Here is a 19,634-nt window from a genome sequence, read left to right as displayed (position 1 = left end):
TTTCACTTCGACTGTTTCCTCACACTTCCTTTAAATTCGATTAAAACATCACTCCTCTTTCGGGTCTGCCTTCAAGCGCTCAATCACATGCGCCCGAATTTCCTCGGACAGACGATTCTCAGCACCTGCCATAAAATAATCCATCACAGGCATGGTAAAGCTCCCATCCACATTTAAAACTGTATCCGGGATGCTTGAGTCATCCTTTCCCCGGTAGTTAACCACGCGTACTGTTTCGCCGTCTCTTGTTGTGTTCCTTGAACTGGTCTCCGTAAATTCGTAATTCGCCATCATTATTCTTCCTCCTCTGTATTTTCGTCAATCTGGAACTGATCACATAGATAATCGTATATTTCTGATTCTGCGCCTTCATATTCTTCGTCTTCAAATTTCTTAAGAATCTCTTTCATGGTTCGAATCATTTCACGATTACCACCACCCTCAATTACTAATTTTTCTTGATTCAATTCTTTCAGGTCATTAGAAAAAGCAACCATGTCAGCGATGTCGTACTGGTCGCCATGAATGATTGCTTTGCCGTCTTCGTCCTTATTGGAATGGTGCTCTTGCAGTTCTTTTTTATCTTCTTGGTAGACTTTGCTCCTTTCGTCGAGAATCGTAATTAAATGCCTTCTCATCCGGGATTGCTTTCTCACCAATTTCAGTTTGTATAAAAAATTCGCCGCTGCTACTAATTTGCCGTTTTCGAGTTCTACTTTCATGCTATCTTCTCCTTTAAGATTTCAATTTCATTTTTGAGTAGTTGGTTCTCCGTCTTGAGTTGACTGATTTCATCTTCAAATTTGGTGTCGAGTTGGATGACTTTTGTGTCGAGTTCTTGAATCGCTATCGAGTTAATCGATCGGTGTGTATATCCGTTTATCGCTTCATCATCGTGCAAGAATATCTCCGGTGTTTCTCTTTCAATAACCATTCCTATTTCACGTTTACCAGAAGACTTTTTTCGGTAGTCGTAAAATACACTTTCTCTTAACAGCCCGAGTCCGCTTTCTTCAAACGGGAGAATGTCCATCTTGTATTTCTCGCTAGAAGTATCCACAATATCAGCTCTTAATACGCTGTAATTTCCGTTTACGTCAGCAACCCGTAATTCGTAACCCGGTCTAGGACGGATGAAGGCATGGCTATTAACTGTATACCCAAGAGTGGATACGGTTGTTAATTTATCGGCAGATAGTTCACCGGAAGCTTCGATGTTCCCGTTAGTTCTAAAATCCCCGGTATGAACAACGTCACCGGATAGTCTCATAAACGAACCTAACTGAATTGATGCATATCCATGACCCATTGACATCTCCATATAACGATTACCATTTGACGGGATATACCACGCTGATAGGCGCCCGATATATTGACTTCCTCGGTAAAAATCAATGTTATTTTCGCCGGCTCCCGACTCCCCGAGCGTAATTTTATTCCCTACGCTAACATCCGTCGTCACATCAATCGTAGTATTCGACGTAATGCTACCGGCTTCCATATTCCCTCGGAAAGTTCCGCCAGCCGCCTGCAAATCGCCTTTAAACGTCCCGGATGCAGCAGTCAACGAACCTGCAAACGTGCCAGTAGCAGCACTAAGTTCCCCTGCAAATGAGCCAGTTGCAGCACTCAATCGTCCGGTGAATGTTCCATTAACTCCGTCTAACTGACCGGTGAATCTACCGTCAACCCCATTCAGCGTTCCCGTAATTGTCGCATCTGTAATATCCGCATCAATGATTTCCGCCTCATCAATTAAAGCTTTAACAAGGTGTGCTTCATCAAATTTCCCTTTCTGAAAGGTCGCTTCGTTGGCATCGAGGGTTCCGATGATTTTACTGTTTTCGATTTCGGCTTCCAAAGCGTACATTTCTTCGGTGGAAATCTTTAAAAAGGTTGCATCGGGGGCTGAAATTCTGCCATAAATGTCTGTATCTCCTGTAATTTGGACATGTGCACCGCTAATCGGGTCAGCATCACCAATACGGATGCCTGCGATTAGTTCATCGTCTTTGATATAGTTAAGGCTGATTTCATCGGCTAGTTGCGTGATTCGAGTTTCGGTGTAGGTGATGGAATCTTCGGGTGCTGGTGTCCAATTTGTTACTTTGTTTCCCTCTTCAATCTGTGGTTGCCAATAAGTGAAGTCGAAACTCATATAAGTTCCAGGTGTAGAAAACACAAATTGCATCTCTGCTGTGCCATTTCCAATTCCGTGAATTACAACTCTTTTAATTTCACCTGGATAAACTGTTTCGTTTACCCCTCTGTTATTAGATACAAATAGTCTATTACCACCTGAATTGTTTTTAATATAGATTGAATGCACATATGCTTGCCCATCTGATGTTCTTGTTCCTCTACCTGAATTTAAAGTAGCGAACATATTTGAACTACTTCCGGCGGTTCCGTATGCGCGTTTGGCTGAATCGGTATTCCACTCTGACACAGTCACATCATTTACACGATTTAAAATTGTTCCATCGCCATACAATCTAACTTGTGTGTCTAATGAATTTAAAAATAAGTTTCTTCCACCGACTTCCAGGTTATCAAAGTCGCCTCGGAGATCACTGACACTTGTAGTGATATTATCCGACTCGATTTCTAATTGACCGACTTGTTCCGAAATACTGCTTATATTACCGGTTGCAGTATCAAGAATTGATTCAACGTTTTCCACTGTACCGGAAATCTTACCAAATTCAGTAATTAGTTCTCCATACTCTCTGGTGTAGGTAGTCTTATCAACATAATTGATTAATTCTTCACGTTCGACCATTGCTTCAATGCGATCTGCAAACTGGTTTAATTGTGAGGACAACGATTCAATTCGATTAGAACCATCTTCCGGAGCTGAAGACCAATCTGTTGCTTGATTTCCCTTCTCAACCTTTATCCACTTTAACCAAAATTCGGTACGGTATGGATATAAATTTAAATAAAGGTTTCCATCTTCGGTTCCCTCTATCGTTGTTGTGATTGAGTATTGACGCCATTCTGTACCAATTTCTAATGGAATACTACTTGTATGCGGTCCGCTTAGTTTTACATTTACAGCAGAACTTTCTAATGCTTTTCCGTAAACAGAAAAAGTAACTTCATCCCCTACCTCAAATTCTCTAACCACATCAATCATTGCAACAAGATATTGTGATTGTATGTGTAATACTTTTCCATGCACATCATCATTTACAAGTTCTCTTACTGTTACGTTCCCATAACTTCCACCGGAAGGTATATAATCTAGCCTGCTATTAAGGGCTAAGTTTCTCCCGCCTATTTCTATGTTGTCAAACTCTGTTCGTAACTGACTCACGTTTTGTTGGAACCCATCAGCAGTACGCTCCCACTCCGTCAAGCGTTCTTCTAAAGTTCCTTGATCTTCAACATAGTCTGTTCTATTCAACATTCCACCGATAGCTTCCCATGTTTGATAAACGTTGCTTTCGTAGTCACGGAACCGCTCGATATATCCTTCTTGGTCGGTTTCATAGGCTGTAAGAGAAACAGTGTTGTCAAACATATCGTCAACGTCAGCTTTAATATAAACATCAACTGCGTCAGCTTTGTTATCGATATTTGACCAGATATCTTCGGGTGCCGGACTCCAGTCGGTTGCTTTGTTACCTTTTTCTAATTTGGCAAAATCATCATACTTTCTTATAGAACTTGGGTAAGATAACCTTACGTAGCGTGTATCATTTGATAATTCAAAGGTTCTAGGACTGCTAGTATTATCAGATTCTAGTCGTACTATAAAATCATGATTTTCATCATATAAAGCTAGCGCATATTTGACGGATGATATTGGATAATCCTCTTTGTCATAATTAAACGTTAAAAAATTAGTTTCACTTGAGACTTCGATAAAATCAGTAGCAACCCTACCGTAGGAAGAAATATTGACCTCACCATTGCTATCAATCCAACCACCCTCAATAATGTTGAAGTGCCCTATTAAATTTCGCCCACCAACCTCGATATCTTCAATCGCAACCCGCAGCCTACCATCCACCCACTCACCATCAACCTTATCTGCAATATCACTCGTAATTTCATCAATCTTCCGGCTATAATCCAATTCATCAACTTTGTTGGATATATCTCCGACAAGTTCATCGATGCGCGCATTATAATCAACAAAATCAACCTTATCCCGCAAGCCACTTTCCGCATCCCGAAGGTCACCTTCTAACTGATTTAAATCTTCACGTGCATTACGCAGATTATCCTCCGCATCTTCCAGCCGTTCCCGAGAATCATTCAGGTCTATCTTCGTCTGGTCAAGTTCATCCCGAGCAATATCTAAATCACCACGAGCACGATCGATGTCGTCTCGAGCATCATCAATACGCCGACCAGCTTCATCCAACTCTCGATTAACTTCCTGTATGTGGTCATCCGTATAATTCTTCGAGATTGATTCCATTGCCCTCTCAAGCAATTCGGATATATTCGCTAACTCCGATTCATACAAGCCTAATAGACCGTAAACTTCCTCCACATCAGATTCCGTCGGATTATCTAGCTTATCCTTTGCTTCAACGGTGGTCATAAGGGAATCATAGGATACATCGTAACTAACCTTTGCGACGGTTAATTGACCGCGTAACGTACTGTCTAAATCGGGATTGTCGATGATTTCAGTGTATTGACTATCTACTCCCACTTTTTGAGATCGTATAGACATAACTGCAATAATTTTAGAGCCGTGACTTGCTCGCCATTTTGCACGTTCTTCTGCATCGCGAATTTTCTTTTCGAGTTCTTCACGGATGGATTCCCAGTTTTCTCTAATCTGTTCTACGGTGTATTCGGTGAAGTCTCCTAATTGCACACGTTTAGATGCCGGATTAAAAATATCCCTGTTTTGCTTATAAATACGAGCGTCAACAAACAATGGTGGATTAAATGACGTATCTTTAATGCGGATGGTATCACCGAATCGAATCTTTTTATTTTCCATGCCTGGAACATGCTCTAGATCTACGATACTCGCTTCAAAACTTATTACAGCATTGATCCGTTTATCTAGTTCAGTTCGACCCAATGTACGTAACCGCTCTTCTGTGATGTCCTCATTATCCGTTTGTGGTTCGTAAACGGCAACAATATGCTGCCCTCTACGTCCCCAGCGTTTCCGAGCATCTTCATCCTCGACAAATACTTCTAATCGCTCACCGTCTTCTCGTTCGGGTCCGATGACTAACAATGCAGTAATCGGATCAGTTTCTTCTTTCCTGCGGATACTTTGCAGGTCTTTTCCAAACTCTACATAACGACCGTTCCATTCGCCAATTCGTTTAACAAGGTCAGCATAACGAGTAATGCGGTTGCCTTCGATTTCTATACGGAATTTTAATTCTAAGTCAAATGTATTCGCTAATGATTTCAATGCAGAAAACGGATCAGTATGGTTTTCTCTGACAATAGTACGTAACCCAGTGTGAGCTACTTCCCCGACTTGCACTTCTGTTCATGATAAAATACTCCTTGCATGTGCTTCCGCAGCCATGCTTTCTGTCCGTCCTGCACGGATGATTTTAGAACCAACGAGCTCCTGGTAAGAAGCATAAGCGATAACTTCAATAAATACCGTTTCATCTTCTCGATATTTATCTGTAAATCTAATGACAAATTCTTGCCAGTTACCGTCCTCATCAGGAATAATAAGTCTGTTTTTATCAGTTAGGTATTGGGCATATCGCTTATTACCAAATGCCGTGAAGCTAAATGTTTCTAGGTAAGTTGGTTTATCCTGTTCATGATCATTTTCTATTACGTCTTTTTTTCCGATACGTTCTAGTATTTCGTCTGTTTGTCCGTCTGTGATGATAATTTTTGACATGGGTTTCCTCCTTTCTAGCAAAATAAAAACACCTAATTTCAGGTGCTCGATTAATCTTCTAATACTTCTATTTTCAATTTAACTTTTTTCTCTTTAAATTCATCCAGTAAGTCAGATAGTGTTTCATCCGGGCTGATACCTCTTTCAGCATCCTTTTTACTTGAAAATGTGCCTAAATCTTCATATTCTCCACCAAGCCAGAATTCATATTCTTTTATCATTTGTTTTATCCTTTCTTGCAGGTTTTTGTCCTCCTCTGTCGAATAGGTACATAGGAGGAGGTGAATAACTTTGAAAAAAACGAATATAGACCCAGGTGTAAAAGAACTTCCTGAATTCGATGTAATCGAACAACGCTCTGATTACATCAAATCAAGAGCAGAATACTCCAATGGTTTTATCATGATTAATGAGATTGATAAAGGTACGGTTACAGTAAAAGCAAATTATCATTGGATTCAAAAACCAGACGGCACTTTAACACCGGATTTTAATAATCCTAATCATGATTTTGTTGATGTGAAGTAGATTCAGTTCAAGGGTGTTATCACACCTTCGAACACCACTTTGTCTCCTTTGATGTTAATGCACCTTTTACCTATAATTAATTTTGACTTTCCGACTGATGCAATATATTTATTTTCGGTCATTTTAATTTCACTCATTTCCAATTCCTCCTCTTTATCTAAATTTCTCCCGATATTTAACACTTCTACTCCTGAAACTACTAGGGTGAAAGACTAACAGATTTTCCCCTTTCGCCAGCTGAATGAAATCACTTCCGAAATCCAATAAATCATTTCGTGGCTCTCCATTTATAAAAACATCTTCTTTCTTAGAATCGAATGTGATGATATCTCCTGCGTGGGCAATATAAGGAACACCCTCGGGTTCTTGTACGATTTCTTGAAGGATTACACTAGATACTCCTGAATTAGCATGTATGGGATTGTGCGTGCCTACTGTGCCCATATGGATGACGATTTGAGCAACGTTGTTCGTGTATCTTCCACCATCCCGCCATTCGGACACGATTCTGCGCCCGTGATGTCGTCCTGTGGACGTATCAACTAATGCCACATAAGCGCTCCAAACGTTTTCTTCCATCCGGTCATCCCATTCCCGGGATATTCGTAACTGTCCGCTAAAGTTATTCCATCCCGTTTCCCGAGTTGGAAAGCCGGATATGATCATATCGTTGTTATTCCGGTCGCCTGCCCGCATTTCTGCAAAGACAGCTGCTCTCGCTGCAGACGTATCTTTCAGCGCCATTTTAGCTATAGCATTACCATTGATGTCTAGCAAATATATTTCCAATCGACCGACCATATTAGCTTCTGATTCGTTTAAAAATCCTACAAATGCAGATAGTCGGAAATCCCGAATTGGACGCTCAATGCTTGTTTTAATGGCGGGTCCATGCCAGTTACTACCTTCACCATAAGAGTCAGCAACAAATCTTCCGCCTCTTGTTACGATATTACCTGTAACGATACCGCCGTCGATATCCGAATTAGATGCAGTCGTCCATCCCACTAGATCACTAGCATTGGAGTAGTACACCCTCTGATATTTCTCAAATGGTTTTTCTTCGACATCATACGGACGGCCAACCATCGTATATTTCGGGTAGGTTTCCTCGCCTAATTGGATTAAATCATTCTGATTTTGTACCATTGCATAGGTAATAGATTCTTTTGCTTCTACTTCAATTATTGGATCGGCTTCGGCAGTTCCTCTGTTACTGATGGTGGTTGTATCTGAAATTGGATTACGGGTGCGTTCGGGACCGTATTTAAATGGGTCTGAACGTCTTATAATTATTGTTGTGTCATGCCACTTTAAATGAAATTTTTCTCCACTTTCACTTGATGTTTCGACAATCCCCCAATATGTCATCTCCGGTTCGTCTGGGAAAATTATTGGAACAGGAGCATTGGTTGCAAGAATGCTGTTCAATTCGTCGATGGTCTTTCTCAAATCTTCACCAGTTATTCGTACATCGATTTCAAGGTATTTCTGGGGGGTATTAATAGATCCAAAATGCTCTCCCTCCATACCAGCAACTGGAATTCCATTAACATACCGTTGTATAAGCCCCCGCCCTCGAATGTCTTTAATTCGGAAATAAGGACTCAAATCAATACCGTTAAAAAACAAATTATCACCCCCCAAATGCTTTCCTGTTCTTATCATCTTGATCTATATTTTCTTTGACAGGTCGCCAAATAACTTTGCCTACTTTTCGACCATCTAAAATAACGTCTCCGGTTTCAACCTTGACCGATTGGTTAGATTGTCCATTGACGTTTGTTGTGGTTCTATAAATGTTGTTTATAGTCTGTCCTGCACTTCCTGTATAAGCCATGCTGGGCATTCCTAATGCCATTTCAGGCGTACCCATTCGCATAATTCCACTAGAGAGCTTATTAAGTTCCGCATATACTGATCGGGCGCCTTTTTGGAGACCAACAACAATTCCTGCTGTAGTTTCCAAACCGACATCTTCTTCCATTACTTTTGATGGAGAATGTATTCTCAAGGCACTCTGCATCGTTCTAGCCACATTATTTGCAATACTCCTAGCCGTAGCCATCACCCGGCCACTACCAGCGTTTAATCCAATCCTTAAACCAGACATTGCATGTAGACCAATAGAGCGATACTGCGAATGCATTGTGGTTCTCAATCTGCTGGTTTGTCGTTGATAATCGCTATTAATCGTATTAAACTGCCGTAACGAATCAGTTCTTACTCTGTTAAACATCATCCTAACAGCAATTAACACGCGCGCTGTACCTCTTTGGACACCGTTAGCCAATCCATCTGTTAGGTCGCCACCAATCCCCTCATAAACCTTGGATGGACTTCGTGTTTCAAAGGCATCTTTTGTTGCTTGCGTCGTCTTTTCAGCCATTTCCTTGCCCGCGTTTTCCGCATCAGGTGTACCAGATTCAATTCCTTCCACAAGTCCTTCGGGAACCATACTCCCGATTTCATCAAATCCGGCAATTTTAATCTGCTCTCTCATAGAAGTTGATCCTTCATCAATGAAATCAACCATTACATCAACAGCATCGTCGAACTCATCGCCTAAGGATGTTTTAAAACTATCTCCAGCTACTGAAGCACCGCTGTCCATCAACTCAGCAAACTCAGCTAATTTTGTATCGGACATTCCGTTAATTACCTCTATCTCAGCTGCTGAATCAGGACCTAATTGTTCTAACCAGTGTAAGAAACCTTCGTGACCGTTTTTAGATGCATATTCGTACAATTCAGCAATGTTTTCTCCCCATTCTTCTGTCATTTGCTGATTGTGCTTGAGGTTAGCAATCATTTCATCGGAAGACACCTTTGATTCATCGTTCATTTTTTCAAATGCATTCGTTGCATTTTCTACTAATTCGTCATAACTAGCTTTCATGTTGTCAAAGACTTCTTTTTGTACGTCCGATAAATCCTCATACGAAGTGACTTGCCTTAGGTTACCTTCTTCAATGGCTGTGGCTGCGTTCTCGGCTGCTGTGGTTACTTGCTCCTCCGTTAATCCGTATTGTTCCCCGAGTTCCACTAATGTCGCTTTCAATAGATTCTCTTGCTCGTCTAAGTCAGCTACGGCTTCTTTATGCTCTTTTGATTTAACTGTGCCATCTTCGAGTTTTTGATTCCATTCTTCACGCAGGGCATTCACTTCATTCATTTGTAGCTGCGTATCAATTTGCTCTGCCTGAATCTCTGCTAATCTTTCCTGTGCAGCAATTCCACTTTCCTCCGCCTTCATCAAGTCAACTCTAGCCTGCAACTCTTCATTCGACACATTCATTGCATTTGCCTGTTCATCATAAGCTAGACCCAAACCTTGTACGGAACCATTCAAGGAATCAATGTAGGTTTGTAATAAGGCTTTATCAGCTGCTGATTTCTCTTCCACCTCAGATAGTTCTTTAATTTTCCTGATAAGATCATCATTGGCGGCAGCTGTTGACGTGATGTCACTAACATTATCTTCATAAGCCTTCGAAGAATTATTTACACTATCCGCAAGTTCGTCTGTTGTACTAGCCAAATCCTCCGTTTCAGCGTTTAGCCTTTCCGCTTCTGCAGTTGTTTGATTGAACCACTTTACGACTGCAACAGCTCCGGTTACCAACGCACCAATACCAGCAGTCACCCATCCAACGGGTCCTGTCAGTACAGTTAATGCTGTTCTTAATGCAGTAGTTGCAGCAGTCTTGGCTATCATTGCAGCAGTAGATAGTTTCATTCTTCCAGTCAAGACTCCGACTGCTATGGTCTGCAAGCCGATTGCCCCAGTTTGCGCAGCAGTCGCAGCTGTGTCAGCAGCTTTTGCTGTCGTTGATGCCGCTTGTGCCGTCAATTGAGCCCTAGTCGCCAGAGTTAAAGTTTTTTGTGAAGTTTTTGCAATGGCAAGGATTTTGTTAGATGCTTCAATAGCAGCGCCCGCTTTTGTAATAACTTGATAAGCTGCATAGGCTGTCATTAAACCAATGATTGCAGGTGTCAATGCTTTTACAACTGGAATTGTTGCTTTCACTCCATCAGCAAAAAATACCACAACTGGGGTTGCGCTATCGATGGTGCTGACAATAACAGAAAAAGCGGCATTAACAACATTCTTCATGCCGTCTATGTTTTCGGCAATTGAATTTCCAGTAACTTCTTTTGATAATCGGTCAAAAGATTCAACCACATTCGCTAAGTTTCTGGATACAGCCGTTTTAAGGTTCTGCATGGAAGTCCCTACACCCAGACTGTTTTCTTTTGCAAGCTTGGCCATAATTCCTGTTCCGGTTCCAACTTCAATAAGTCTATCGTTAAACTCATCCATGGTGATTGCTCCGTCTTTCAGTGCAGCGTACAGTTCTGTTTTTGCCGTTCGGCCGGTGTACCCAAATGATTCAGCTATCTTGATTAAACCAACATCCATTGTCTCTTGGAGTGTAGTCCAGGTATCCATTTCCATTTTTCCGGTTTGTAGATATTTGATGTACTGCTCCGTACCTCGTTGTGCATCTGCTGCGCTAGACCCGGACCCTAGTAAAGCGTTGTTTAGTGCGATGGCAGAATCTGTTGCCTTGTCCATATCGTCGAATGTGGAGTACATACGCTGTGCATTAGATGCAATTTCATCTAGCTTGGTGGGTAGACCGTCGATACCATCAGATAAGTTGCTCATGGCTCGTTCGGAGTCCTCAGCTGATACACCTAATTCTTGTAATACTTTCGGAAATGTATTCAAGGTATCAAAACGAGAAATAGCCGCATCCATCGAATCTTTTAATACTTTAAAGGCTGCTGAAGCAATCGCTACTAACCCAAGTGCTCCGGCAAGCTTTTTAATGTTGCCACTCGCTTTACCGGATTCGTTACCGACTCCTTTAACAGCATCTTCCGTATCTTTTACGCCATCCCCAGTGGCCCTTCCGGTGCTCTCCAAATCTTTCAGGCTATCAGCTGCTATATTAATCTGCTTACCATCAACTTCGATTGCAATTTTAATAGAACCATCTGCCAATCTACTCCACCTCCTTCAGCGCATGAATTCTTTTCAGTTTTTCCATTTCTTTTTTTGTTTCCGGAGTATCGTGTTTTGATGGCTCCCATGCTCTAATCTGCATAATTTGTCTAAAAACTGTATTGTTAGGAAGCCCGTGAAGCAAAGCCTTGAATTCACTCCATTGCATTTTTCCTTGTTCTTGAAAAAGATTAATTCCATATGCTTGCCGGAATGAAGCATAAATATATTCGGCATCTTGTTCGATGTCGGAATACTCTTCTTCGTCCTCGTCTTCTTCCGTCGGCATTGGATTCCCTTTCAAGTCATATTGAATAGGTTTCTTTTCTTCAAATTCAATAAAGGTTTCAAAAATAAAATTCCAAAGTTCTATAATTGTTTCCGTCTCTAATGTTTCATCAACCAACAAATATTCAAGGCACTTTTTAGCCTTTTCAAATGGGTGCAAATAAGGTATTTTGATTACATCGAAAACATCAAGCACGTTATCAAACGCAAGATTGATTTCGTATTCTGTGCCTTCATATTCAAAAGAGGTGATCAGAGGGTCGTTTAAGCGCATCTAATCACCTACTTTTTCTTTGCTCTTTTTTTATCAATCTCACTTAGTTCAGATTCGGCTCTCTTCATCCGTTTGTTTTCTCTTTCTAGAACTGTGTCCATTATTGCTTTTCCAATTGGAACAACGATATTTTCAAGTTCTATTACATCCGGGTACTTTTCATAAATCTTGTTAAAGCTTCCCTCACCAAAAGCCTCTTCATAAAATGCGGAAATACTTTCTTTTTTCAACTCAACAATCTTATTCGCTGTCGCTGAGTCCATGGATTCCTCATCAATATCGTTGTATTTCTTCATTTTTTCAGCTATCTTCAAGTCATTTTCTTGTAATTTCTTTTCAGCATCCAAAAAGTTAGCTAGATTTTCCATAGAATCATCAAACCACAGTTCGATTTCTCCTACTTTCACGGGAAATCCAGTTTTCTTTATGTCAATTTGAATTCCAGACATCTTTCATCCTCCTAAAAACAGATAAAGAGAGGCACAAAGCCCCTCTTATTTTTTATCGCTGGTTGTGACAGCTTTATTATCTTCATCCGCAGAAAGCACTTTGCTTACACCTACAGTCTGAGCACTACCACCGCCACCGCTATCCAAATCGATTTCTTTAGGTTTCTCTTTAAAACGGATGGTGCAAGAGAATGTTTCATAAGCACTCGCTTCACCTGCACCTGCAATGATATTCAATACCGTTGCAGGTCCCACCCATTCTTTTTTACCGTCCGAACGAACAACTCTATGCCACACTATACGTTTGTCGCCCACTTCATCCTGCAAGCTTTCAATCAATGCTTGCGCAGGGTCTTCTGGGTCAAAGTGACCTTCAGGAGAATAAGCCCTTGCCACTCCTGTTACGGTTTCCTCTAGCGTCCCATCACCATCATAGAAAGCTTCCTCTTCTGTAGTTTCGTTTGGCTCCATTGCAATGTTGGAGATGTAGTGAGCCAATTCTAACCATTCCTCACCCGGTTCATCCTGTCCTGGTGTATACTCTTGGATAAAATGCCCACGTAATGCGTTTTTATTTCTAGCCATTGATTTTTTCCTCCTTGAAAACTGTAATATTTGCCTGTATATCTAATAAAAAAGTAAAAAAGCCTTGGTCATCAGCTTGGTTGATGAAAGGCTTGTTTGTGATTACTATATTTTGAAATTCAAAGCTACCGTCTTGACTTTCCAATTCTTCCAATTGCTCTAATTCATTCTGAACAACCCATAACGTTTGATTAATCTTGCCTTGAATTGTTGAACGCATGGCAAATTCAAAGTTTAGTTGTTGATCACTCGTTCCATCCATGAAAGCCTGCGTTATTCGGGAGCCTGGTAGTGGATAGAATACAAATGATTCACCAGCTCCAAGATAACCGGGTTCAACCCTGATAGGTAGATTCGGAATCTGGTTAACTCTTTCTGCTAGTCTTTCAATAAAGTCCACTTACCAACCAGCCCCTTTCAAAAATGCGTTAATCCAATCGCTCATGAACATTCCTTTGGCTTTATTATCCCAACGCGGTCCAGTACCTGGTGTGGTATAGTTCATTTTAGGCATATAAAATAATTCAGCAGAATATGGCGTGTTGTAATTGATTCCAGTCCCATCAATGTCGATGGTTGCTGTTTGCCTTGTAATCCCTTCAAGCATAGGAACGAATGGGTTCATATCAGCAAGCGCCTGATTCGCAACTGCATACCTTCCACGGTCTACATTCTGATTTTCCATCTTTTTATATACACCAGATAAATTGACATTCACCTTAACCATTAGACCACTTCCAATTCGTAGGAATAGAGGGTTTTCTCATATGCTTCATAGATTGGAATTACCTTTGTAATCGTGTGGTCTTGGTTATCAAAACGCACTATGGATTGTGTTATAAATTTCGGTAATGGCGTAGTAATGCCTTCGTAACAGAAAATAACGGCATTATAGAGCAGTTGTTTCCCGGCTGATGATTGACTATATTCAGCTCCATGATCTATACGGCAATGTTCGATGGTTACAGGGTCTTTGTACTCCGGTCCGTTCCAACCATCGCTAATAAACTCCCGATATTCAAATGAATCAATACAAAAGTCTGCAGGCGGTTTAGGCATTACCATACGGCAACACCTGCAAATAACAACCCTGTACCAGATAGATAAATATAAACATCTTCGGCAACCAATGACTTGCTTTCATTTTCGCCCGTTGTATTGTATCTACTTGGATTCGTTACGCTTGTACGTCCCGCACTAAACGACTGTGGCGCTTGATTGATTCCCTCGAAGGTAGTTGCACCTAACTCGTTGAAATACTCTATTTGAGCGCATAGAGCTTGTTTAAACTTATCCACTCTCCAGGGATTGTCAGAAATCATTTCACGCCTGGCATAGAAATAATTCGTTACATTATCTAAAATGGCAGATGCTTTCGGAAGCAACTTATCAAAAGTCGTTTCGTCAACATCTGCCTTATTTAGTTCTTTAAATTCGTCATAAGTTAGATAAGGCATAATTCAGCCTCCTTTTTCAATAGGGAGAGGTTTTTATGCCCCTTCCCCGTCGCTTCCATCATTTCCACCATTAGTACCTTGAGGGATGGTATTGAAACGGAATTTAACAACGCGTACCGCTTTAGGTTCATAAACACGAGTCCAACGTGCTGCAGTATTAATTTCCGCATTCGTAGGGAATACGTCTGCTACTCCACCCTCATTCCACTTAACTCCACGTGGGTGTAGAATAAAGATTTTACGGTTGATCAGCGCTTCTTCACCAGAATAAGCAAGTGGATTCCTACTTACTTCCGTTTGAATAATACGTGGATGAGAACCATTGCCCAGCGCGATAGCGCCTTGTCCGAAAATGTACATTTCAGCTTGTCCAGTCGCTGTGTCGTAGAACATAGAGTCATCAACAGTGACCTGTTTGCCGTTAAAGAATGGAATCGGACGACCTTGTTCAGATTGTGGTACGTATTCGATTAAATCTTGCTTGCGTAATTCCGTTTCAACGGCAGAGTGCATCATAACTCCTGTTAGAGCCTCTTTTGCATCCCCCATCAACTGGGTAGCATCTAAGAAGGTGTTCATGTTGATTGTTCCCGCATCTGCATCTCGGTCTGTGATGTCATAAACTTTTTGAGCCATTGTCGAGCTTTTAAATACCCCGCTAAGCGTGGATAGCAAGGTACGCTGCATATCTCGCGCCCAATAAGCAGCAACTAATTGAGCAATAGCATCCATTGGATCATCACCAGAAAGCAATGCAGAAAGCCCATTTGCTCCCCATGCATTTACCCGGGCATGTTTACGGGCAACGTCATCGCTGGAAGTGATTTTCCCAACAGACATATCGCCTTCATCTTTCATGATTTGGGATTCGTCATTACCTAAATCATTCCAGAACGGCATGTTAATGAGCGTATTCGCTCCACCTGCAAGATCATTAAACTCTGCATCGTTTGCGATAATGCCGCTTTGCACTAATGCAGATAGTTCCATTGTTTTTTGAATTGTATATGGAGTGAAAATTTCCGGTTGAATTACATCTTCTAAACGTGTAGTCATTTATATCAGTCTCCTTTATTTTCCGGCTTGTGCTTTCATTGCTTTGTAAAGCTCCGGATTCTCTTTAAATAATTTTCCTTGCTCTGTTAGGTTCCAGCTTTCCTTACTGAATGGGTTCGGTGTTCCAGTTCCTCCGTTTGGATTGCCGCCAGCAACAATTGTTGGTGAATTTGGCTTTTGTTCTTGCTTAAATAAATAAGCATCGGATTCTTGCAATGTTTTCAGCTGGTCATCTAACCCCAATAACGTTTCACCATCTAATTTAATAGAATCGGTATCAAGCAAGGCTTTTACTGCTTTAGTGTTTAAGGCATTTGCATCTCTCAAAGCTAGTTCAATAGCGAATTCCTTTTGTTGCTTGGCAGTTTGCTCCTGATGTTCTTTGTCCTTATCTTTATTCGCTTGCTGCAAGTCCGTTATTTCTTGTTGTAACTTCTCCGGATCAACGTCCTTCAAGTCGTTTAATTGCTTATCACGGTCTTTAACTTGCTGTTTCAGACTCTTGTTTTCATTATTCACCGTGTCGAACTTTTCTTTTGGGAACCAATTCCCATCAGAAACAACAGCAATCTTTTTATCACCTGCTTTTTCGATGACTTGGTTGTATAGTTCTTCTCCGAGTAATTCTTTCAAATCCATCTATATTCGCTCCTTATTAATGTTTTTTAGCATGTAACACCTCATGCGGTAAGGTTTCGCTTAGTTTTACCCCAAGCCTTTAAAATGGGCATAATAAAAGCACCCAACGCTTGACTGCTGAGTGCGATTAAATTTCAATACATTTGTTTTCCCATTTCTTATAAGCATCAAAATAGATTTCTTGCTTATCTCCGTTGAATGTCAATTCATAGTACATTCCATCAAAAAGCGTTGTACTTAATAATGCTTTGTTATTTTGCAAAACTTTAGTACTCCAAACAACAAACACATCATCTGGATTGATGTTTACTTTGTCGCTTTTATCTAAATGTTCATTGGTATATTTAACGACAATCTCTTTACACTTATCAATAAACTTTTGGCTATCCACATTTTCACCACCTTCACAGTTTACAAACGGCTACCGCACCTGGTAGCTAGGAGATATGTGATCACCTCCAATTATTGTCCGTCATAGAAACCGCATTTCTCCTTTTCCTCAAATGCATCTTTGAATACTGCCTCGACATCTACATCATCTATTTCAATAAAATCCGGATGACATTCTATAGTGAGTAGTGGTCTTTCCGGCGCTTGCATGTCTAAGTTGATGCCGAGTACACCTCTTTCTAATTTCCAATCATTGAGATAAATATCATATGTGCTTGAGCTAGTAGATTCGCATTCCTTGTTTTTACTAATTTTTAAAATCAATTTATCGCTCAACAAAATCACACTCCTTCTTTATAAGAAAAGTCTTTCAACAATGTATCTAAAGGTGTATAAACCTTTTCACGCTTATAATTCCGGCTCAAATACTCCTCATTATTCTTCAAATGAATCCGCATTGCCTTTTGCCTCCGAGTAACCATGGATTGCCAGTAAGAAGTCTTATCGCTGCCTAATTCAGTAGCAACCATAAGGTTTTTCTTGTATTTCACAATCTCCCTTTCAATCCGGCGCTGAGTATCACGTGCTTTTGCTACTTTTGCATTCAGCTCTTGGTCAAATTGAGGTTGGTTATTCGTGTTTACTCCCGGAATAAAAGGCACATGCAAGTGACGGCAGTTTACACCTCTGTGCCCACCCGCCGTTCCATATTCAGCACCCCACATAGGATCATAAATGCTTTTATGCTCGCTATCCAGCGGAATCTCATTAGGGAATCGTAAATCAACAACATTCCCTTGAATAACAGAGCATTGCTTCCTTGCTCCTGCATGAGAAGTAACAACCACTGTATGAACGCCATAATCAGCCATACGGTCTTTTCTAAGAGAATCATAGGTATTTGATAGGGTAGACTTCAAAACGGTTCTAGTATAGCGTTCTAGGCTCCACGTGTGGCCGCCTTTATCAACGAAAGTAGAATTAATACCCTTTTGCGCTAATTCCATTACAGAACGCTCAACTGCATCCTCAAATGAATATAATCCAGTATTAAACATTGCAGTAGTTCGGTTCAGGACATCTGTGTATGCTCTTGCTGCTGTTCCAGTTCCATAATTTGTAGTAATTAACGTCTGATTGACGTAGTTATCAATTTCACTCCAAACCTGCTCATGATAAGCACGCATGACGTTATCTAAGTTGTTTGGCATTGGTTTAGTAGGATAAGGCATAAATTGGTCAATATCCTCCACAATGGCTGTTCCAGCATCTTCGAACATGCGCTTTATTTCAGTTTCAGCAACGCTTGTTACTTCTGCAAGGTATTTAGCCACTTCATTGTTGAATAAGCGCAATTCGGATAGTTTCTGAGCTTGCCATTGGGTAATGTCACTTGAACCACGCTTTAAGCGTTTGATGATGATGCGAATAATTTCTCCTTCAAGGGAGTTATAGAGTTCGGACATATTGCCGGACCATAAGTCGAGTTGGATAGGAGTGATTCTCGGCTTTTTAGTTTCCACTTAATCACTCCTCCATTCCCAGCTCGCGCCTTTCCCGTCGACTAGTAATCTCTACCGGATCCATATCCGACTGGTCCATAATGATTTGCTCATACCATTCCTCAGCCATTTCTTTCGGAACCTTGAATATGCGCTCGATAGCTTCTGTTGTAGGAATAAAGCCAAACTGTTTAGCCTGTCCATAGAATCGTAGTAAAGCCGTACGATCTTGGAATACCCCATCGTCAAAGTCAACACCAATATGCTCAAATGTGGGTATTTCACCATCAAAAATCTGTTTATTATTCCATGTAGTGGCTTTTGCTAGTTCTAATACTGATACGATTAAGCCTTTAATGAATTGTTCAACCTCATAAACATGGTCATTACGAGTCCGGTAAGTTAAATCATTTTCACTAACAACCTCAGTTGCTGTTTTCATAGAACGGCCATTGAATGAGAAAGTACCCACAGAAAGCTTTAATTCCATTTCTAACGTTCGTAATGATTGATTAATAGCAGCGATATACTGGTCTGTACGAATGTCGCTAGTCACATCTTTAACCGGATCTTTGCCCTCATTCATTCTCATGGACTTATAAACGTTAACGTCTGGGTCAAAAATCTGTTTAGGAGGTCGGCCACTTTCGTCTGGTAGAGTGTTAAGCACAGCATCATCCACAAACACCGTTCGCTGCCCCATTCTGATTTCCCACCAGAACTGATCGTATGTGTCATTTATCTTTTTAAGAGTAGATACAGAGTTATCGCAAATACCCAGCCCTAGTGGACTGTGTGGATTGATATTATTGAATCCAGACGGCTTGAGATAATTAAATAACGGACGTGATAAACCGGGAATATATGAGACTTCTTGCAGCCCCTCGTATATTTCTTCTAAAGCAACACGCTTACCAACTTCATTCGGACTTTCCGACTTATAAAGTTCATTTGTAATAACGTATAAATTATTGCCATCCTGCCCTTTTTCCCACTCATGAAATTCTAGCAATGTGTAATAAATGGTGCGATTACCATCATGTTTAGTGGTCACCGACTTCATGACACCTTCCGATATGCCATTACTATTATTTCTTAACGGATAAAAAGCGTTGGCAATAGCCCAAGAAAATTCAATTTCGCCAGTTTCCATATCTACATACGGCCTTACTGTCAATCCGCCAAGAGCAAGTGCAGGCTCCAGGTAATCAGCTAGATTCTTCTTGAATTTGTTATGTTCAAATACATGCTCGATAAACTCATGTGCCGACTTAAAGGAGTTATCCTTCTTTTTCTTTTCATCCGCATCAGAAACATTGATTTCACATTGTTCATTAAAAATAAGACCAGCTAATACATCAGCACTCAATTTCCGTAAATTCAGTGACATATAATCTCGTTTCTGCAAGTCTCCATGCGAATTGTAATACTTCACTTTCGGATAATCGCCCTCATACTGCCTTAAGTTGCGCTCTATTCTTGCTAATTCTTTTGGGTCGATATTGATTTTAGGATGATCGTTAATTGATTTTAAATCCTTGCCAGACAATGCATAACCTCCTCTCTTAAATAGATTTTTAATGCGTTGGATGACCTTCACGGCT

General features: G+C 40.7%; 22 protein-coding genes. 1 reads left to right on the top strand and 21 read right to left on the bottom strand.

Annotated features, from left to right (window positions below; genetic code table 11):
* Window positions 1-48 precede the first annotated feature (48 nt).
* From LZD48_RS03555 to LZD48_RS03535, 5 genes are read right to left on the bottom strand one after another with little or no spacing between them, the layout of a single operon-like run.
* Window positions 49-294, bottom strand: coding sequence for a hypothetical protein (locus LZD48_RS03555; RefSeq protein WP_235761359.1), 246 nt, complete (start codon window positions 292-294; stop codon window positions 49-51).
* Window positions 294-722 carry a DUF1617 family protein gene (locus LZD48_RS03550; protein WP_235761358.1) on the bottom strand — a complete coding sequence of 143 codons (429 nt, stop codon included), beginning with the start codon at window positions 720-722 and terminating at the stop codon, window positions 294-296. Before LZD48_RS03550 ends, LZD48_RS03555 begins: the two co-directional genes overlap by 1 nt.
* The gene (locus tag LZD48_RS03545) at window positions 719-5,473 is read right to left on the bottom strand and encodes a phage tail spike protein (RefSeq protein WP_235761357.1); all 4,755 of its coding nucleotides are present in this window, start codon (window positions 5,471-5,473) and stop codon (window positions 719-721) included. Before LZD48_RS03545 ends, LZD48_RS03550 begins: the two co-directional genes overlap by 4 nt.
* 6 nt (window positions 5,474-5,479) lie before the next feature.
* On the bottom strand, window positions 5,480-5,851 hold the full coding sequence (locus LZD48_RS03540) for a hypothetical protein (protein ID WP_235761356.1): 372 nt from the start codon (window positions 5,849-5,851) through the stop codon (window positions 5,480-5,482).
* A gap of 50 nt (window positions 5,852-5,901) precedes the next feature.
* On the bottom strand, window positions 5,902-6,072 hold the full coding sequence (locus LZD48_RS03535) for a hypothetical protein (RefSeq protein WP_235761355.1): 171 nt from the start codon (window positions 6,070-6,072) through the stop codon (window positions 5,902-5,904).
* 70 nt (window positions 6,073-6,142) lie between these two features.
* Between LZD48_RS03535 and LZD48_RS03530 the strand changes: the two genes are divergently transcribed.
* Complete coding sequence (locus LZD48_RS03530) at window positions 6,143-6,379, top strand: hypothetical protein (RefSeq protein ID WP_235761354.1); 237 nt, start codon at window positions 6,143-6,145, stop codon at window positions 6,377-6,379.
* Window positions 6,380-6,381: 2 nt separating this feature from the next.
* Here the strand turns inward: LZD48_RS03530 and LZD48_RS18710 are convergent, their stop codons facing one another.
* The 16 genes from LZD48_RS18710 to LZD48_RS03455 form a co-directional block, all read right to left on the bottom strand.
* A complete protein-coding gene (locus LZD48_RS18710) occupies window positions 6,382-6,516 on the bottom strand; it encodes a hypothetical protein (RefSeq protein ID WP_255770444.1) in 135 nt (44 codons plus the stop codon).
* A gap of 16 nt (window positions 6,517-6,532) precedes the next feature.
* A complete protein-coding gene (locus LZD48_RS03525) occupies window positions 6,533-8,011 on the bottom strand; it encodes a distal tail protein Dit (RefSeq protein ID WP_235761353.1) in 1,479 nt (492 codons plus the stop codon).
* A gap of 4 nt (window positions 8,012-8,015) precedes the next feature.
* Window positions 8,016-11,390, bottom strand: a complete 3,375-nt coding sequence (locus LZD48_RS03520) for a tape measure protein (RefSeq protein WP_235761352.1) — start codon at window positions 11,388-11,390, stop codon at window positions 8,016-8,018.
* Window position 11,391: 1 nt separating this feature from the next.
* Window positions 11,392-11,952, bottom strand: a complete 561-nt coding sequence (locus tag LZD48_RS03515; RefSeq protein ID WP_235761351.1) for a Gp15 family bacteriophage protein — start codon at window positions 11,950-11,952, stop codon at window positions 11,392-11,394.
* Between the two features lie 8 nt (window positions 11,953-11,960).
* On the bottom strand, window positions 11,961-12,401 hold the full coding sequence (locus tag LZD48_RS03510; protein ID WP_235761350.1) for a hypothetical protein: 441 nt from the start codon (window positions 12,399-12,401) through the stop codon (window positions 11,961-11,963).
* 45 nt (window positions 12,402-12,446) lie between these two features.
* On the bottom strand, window positions 12,447-12,986 hold the full coding sequence (locus tag LZD48_RS03505; protein ID WP_235761349.1) for a phage tail tube protein: 540 nt from the start codon (window positions 12,984-12,986) through the stop codon (window positions 12,447-12,449).
* Window positions 12,979-13,386, bottom strand: coding sequence for a phage tail terminator protein (locus tag LZD48_RS03500; RefSeq protein WP_235761348.1), 408 nt, complete (start codon window positions 13,384-13,386; stop codon window positions 12,979-12,981). The genes LZD48_RS03505 and LZD48_RS03500 overlap by 8 nt, the downstream gene beginning before the upstream one ends.
* On the bottom strand, window positions 13,387-13,713 hold the full coding sequence (locus tag LZD48_RS03495) for a minor capsid protein (RefSeq protein WP_235761347.1): 327 nt from the start codon (window positions 13,711-13,713) through the stop codon (window positions 13,387-13,389).
* Complete coding sequence (locus LZD48_RS03490; RefSeq protein ID WP_235761346.1) at window positions 13,713-14,051, bottom strand: putative minor capsid protein; 339 nt, start codon at window positions 14,049-14,051, stop codon at window positions 13,713-13,715. Before LZD48_RS03490 ends, LZD48_RS03495 begins: the two co-directional genes overlap by 1 nt.
* On the bottom strand, window positions 14,045-14,443 hold the full coding sequence (locus LZD48_RS03485; protein WP_235761345.1) for a head-tail connector protein: 399 nt from the start codon (window positions 14,441-14,443) through the stop codon (window positions 14,045-14,047). Before LZD48_RS03485 ends, LZD48_RS03490 begins: the two co-directional genes overlap by 7 nt.
* A 33-nt stretch (window positions 14,444-14,476) precedes the next feature.
* Window positions 14,477-15,499, bottom strand: coding sequence for a major capsid protein (locus LZD48_RS03480; RefSeq protein WP_235761344.1), 1,023 nt, complete (start codon window positions 15,497-15,499; stop codon window positions 14,477-14,479).
* Window positions 15,500-15,514: 15 nt separating this feature from the next.
* Window positions 15,515-16,138, bottom strand: coding sequence for a phage scaffolding protein (locus tag LZD48_RS03475; protein WP_235761343.1), 624 nt, complete (start codon window positions 16,136-16,138; stop codon window positions 15,515-15,517).
* A 127-nt stretch (window positions 16,139-16,265) separates the two neighbouring features.
* Window positions 16,266-16,529 carry a DUF6275 family protein gene (locus tag LZD48_RS03470; RefSeq protein ID WP_235761342.1) on the bottom strand — a complete coding sequence of 88 codons (264 nt, stop codon included), beginning with the start codon at window positions 16,527-16,529 and terminating at the stop codon, window positions 16,266-16,268.
* Between the two features lie 71 nt (window positions 16,530-16,600).
* A complete protein-coding gene (locus LZD48_RS03465) occupies window positions 16,601-16,864 on the bottom strand; it encodes a hypothetical protein (protein WP_235761341.1) in 264 nt (87 codons plus the stop codon).
* Between the two features lie 5 nt (window positions 16,865-16,869).
* Entirely contained in the window at window positions 16,870-18,051 is a 1,182-nt protein-coding gene (locus tag LZD48_RS03460; RefSeq protein WP_235761340.1) for a phage minor capsid protein, read from the bottom strand.
* Between the two features lie 4 nt (window positions 18,052-18,055).
* A complete protein-coding gene (locus LZD48_RS03455) occupies window positions 18,056-19,630 on the bottom strand; it encodes a phage portal protein (RefSeq protein ID WP_235761339.1) in 1,575 nt (524 codons plus the stop codon).
* Between the last annotated feature and the right edge of the window lie 4 nt (window positions 19,631-19,634).

This window comes from Oceanobacillus alkalisoli, from assembly GCF_021556485.1.
Lineage (GTDB): Bacteria > Bacillota > Bacilli > Bacillales > Amphibacillaceae > Oceanobacillus > Oceanobacillus alkalisoli.
This window is presented reverse-complemented; position numbering and strand designations above follow the sequence as displayed.

Excerpts from the sequence above, each read along its gene's own strand:
- LZD48_RS03555 (WP_235761359.1), bottom strand. The coding sequence starts at position 294 with ATGATGGCGAATTACGAATTTACGGAGACCAGTTCAAGGAACACAACA.
- LZD48_RS18710 (WP_255770444.1), bottom strand. The coding sequence starts at position 6,516 with ATGAGTGAAATTAAAATGACCGAAAATAAATATATTGCATCAGTCGGA.
- LZD48_RS03515 (WP_235761351.1), bottom strand. The coding sequence starts at position 11,952 with ATGCGCTTAAACGACCCTCTGATCACCTCTTTTGAATATGAAGGCACA.
- LZD48_RS03540 (WP_235761356.1), bottom strand. The coding sequence starts at position 5,851 with ATGTCAAAAATTATCATCACAGACGGACAAACAGACGAAATACTAGAA.
- LZD48_RS03535 (WP_235761355.1), bottom strand. The coding sequence starts at position 6,072 with ATGATAAAAGAATATGAATTCTGGCTTGGTGGAGAATATGAAGATTTA.
- LZD48_RS03475 (WP_235761343.1), bottom strand. The coding sequence starts at position 16,138 with ATGGATTTGAAAGAATTACTCGGAGAAGAACTATACAACCAAGTCATC.
- LZD48_RS03510 (WP_235761350.1), bottom strand. The coding sequence starts at position 12,401 with ATGTCTGGAATTCAAATTGACATAAAGAAAACTGGATTTCCCGTGAAA.
- LZD48_RS03480 (WP_235761344.1), bottom strand. The coding sequence starts at position 15,499 with ATGACTACACGTTTAGAAGATGTAATTCAACCGGAAATTTTCACTCCA.
- LZD48_RS03495 (WP_235761347.1), bottom strand. The coding sequence starts at position 13,713 with ATGGTTAAGGTGAATGTCAATTTATCTGGTGTATATAAAAAGATGGAA.
- LZD48_RS03485 (WP_235761345.1), bottom strand. The coding sequence starts at position 14,443 with ATGCCTTATCTAACTTATGACGAATTTAAAGAACTAAATAAGGCAGAT.
- LZD48_RS03505 (WP_235761349.1), bottom strand. The coding sequence starts at position 12,986 with ATGGCTAGAAATAAAAACGCATTACGTGGGCATTTTATCCAAGAGTAT.
- LZD48_RS03550 (WP_235761358.1), bottom strand. The coding sequence starts at position 722 with ATGAAAGTAGAACTCGAAAACGGCAAATTAGTAGCAGCGGCGAATTTT.
- LZD48_RS03490 (WP_235761346.1), bottom strand. The coding sequence starts at position 14,051 with ATGGTAATGCCTAAACCGCCTGCAGACTTTTGTATTGATTCATTTGAA.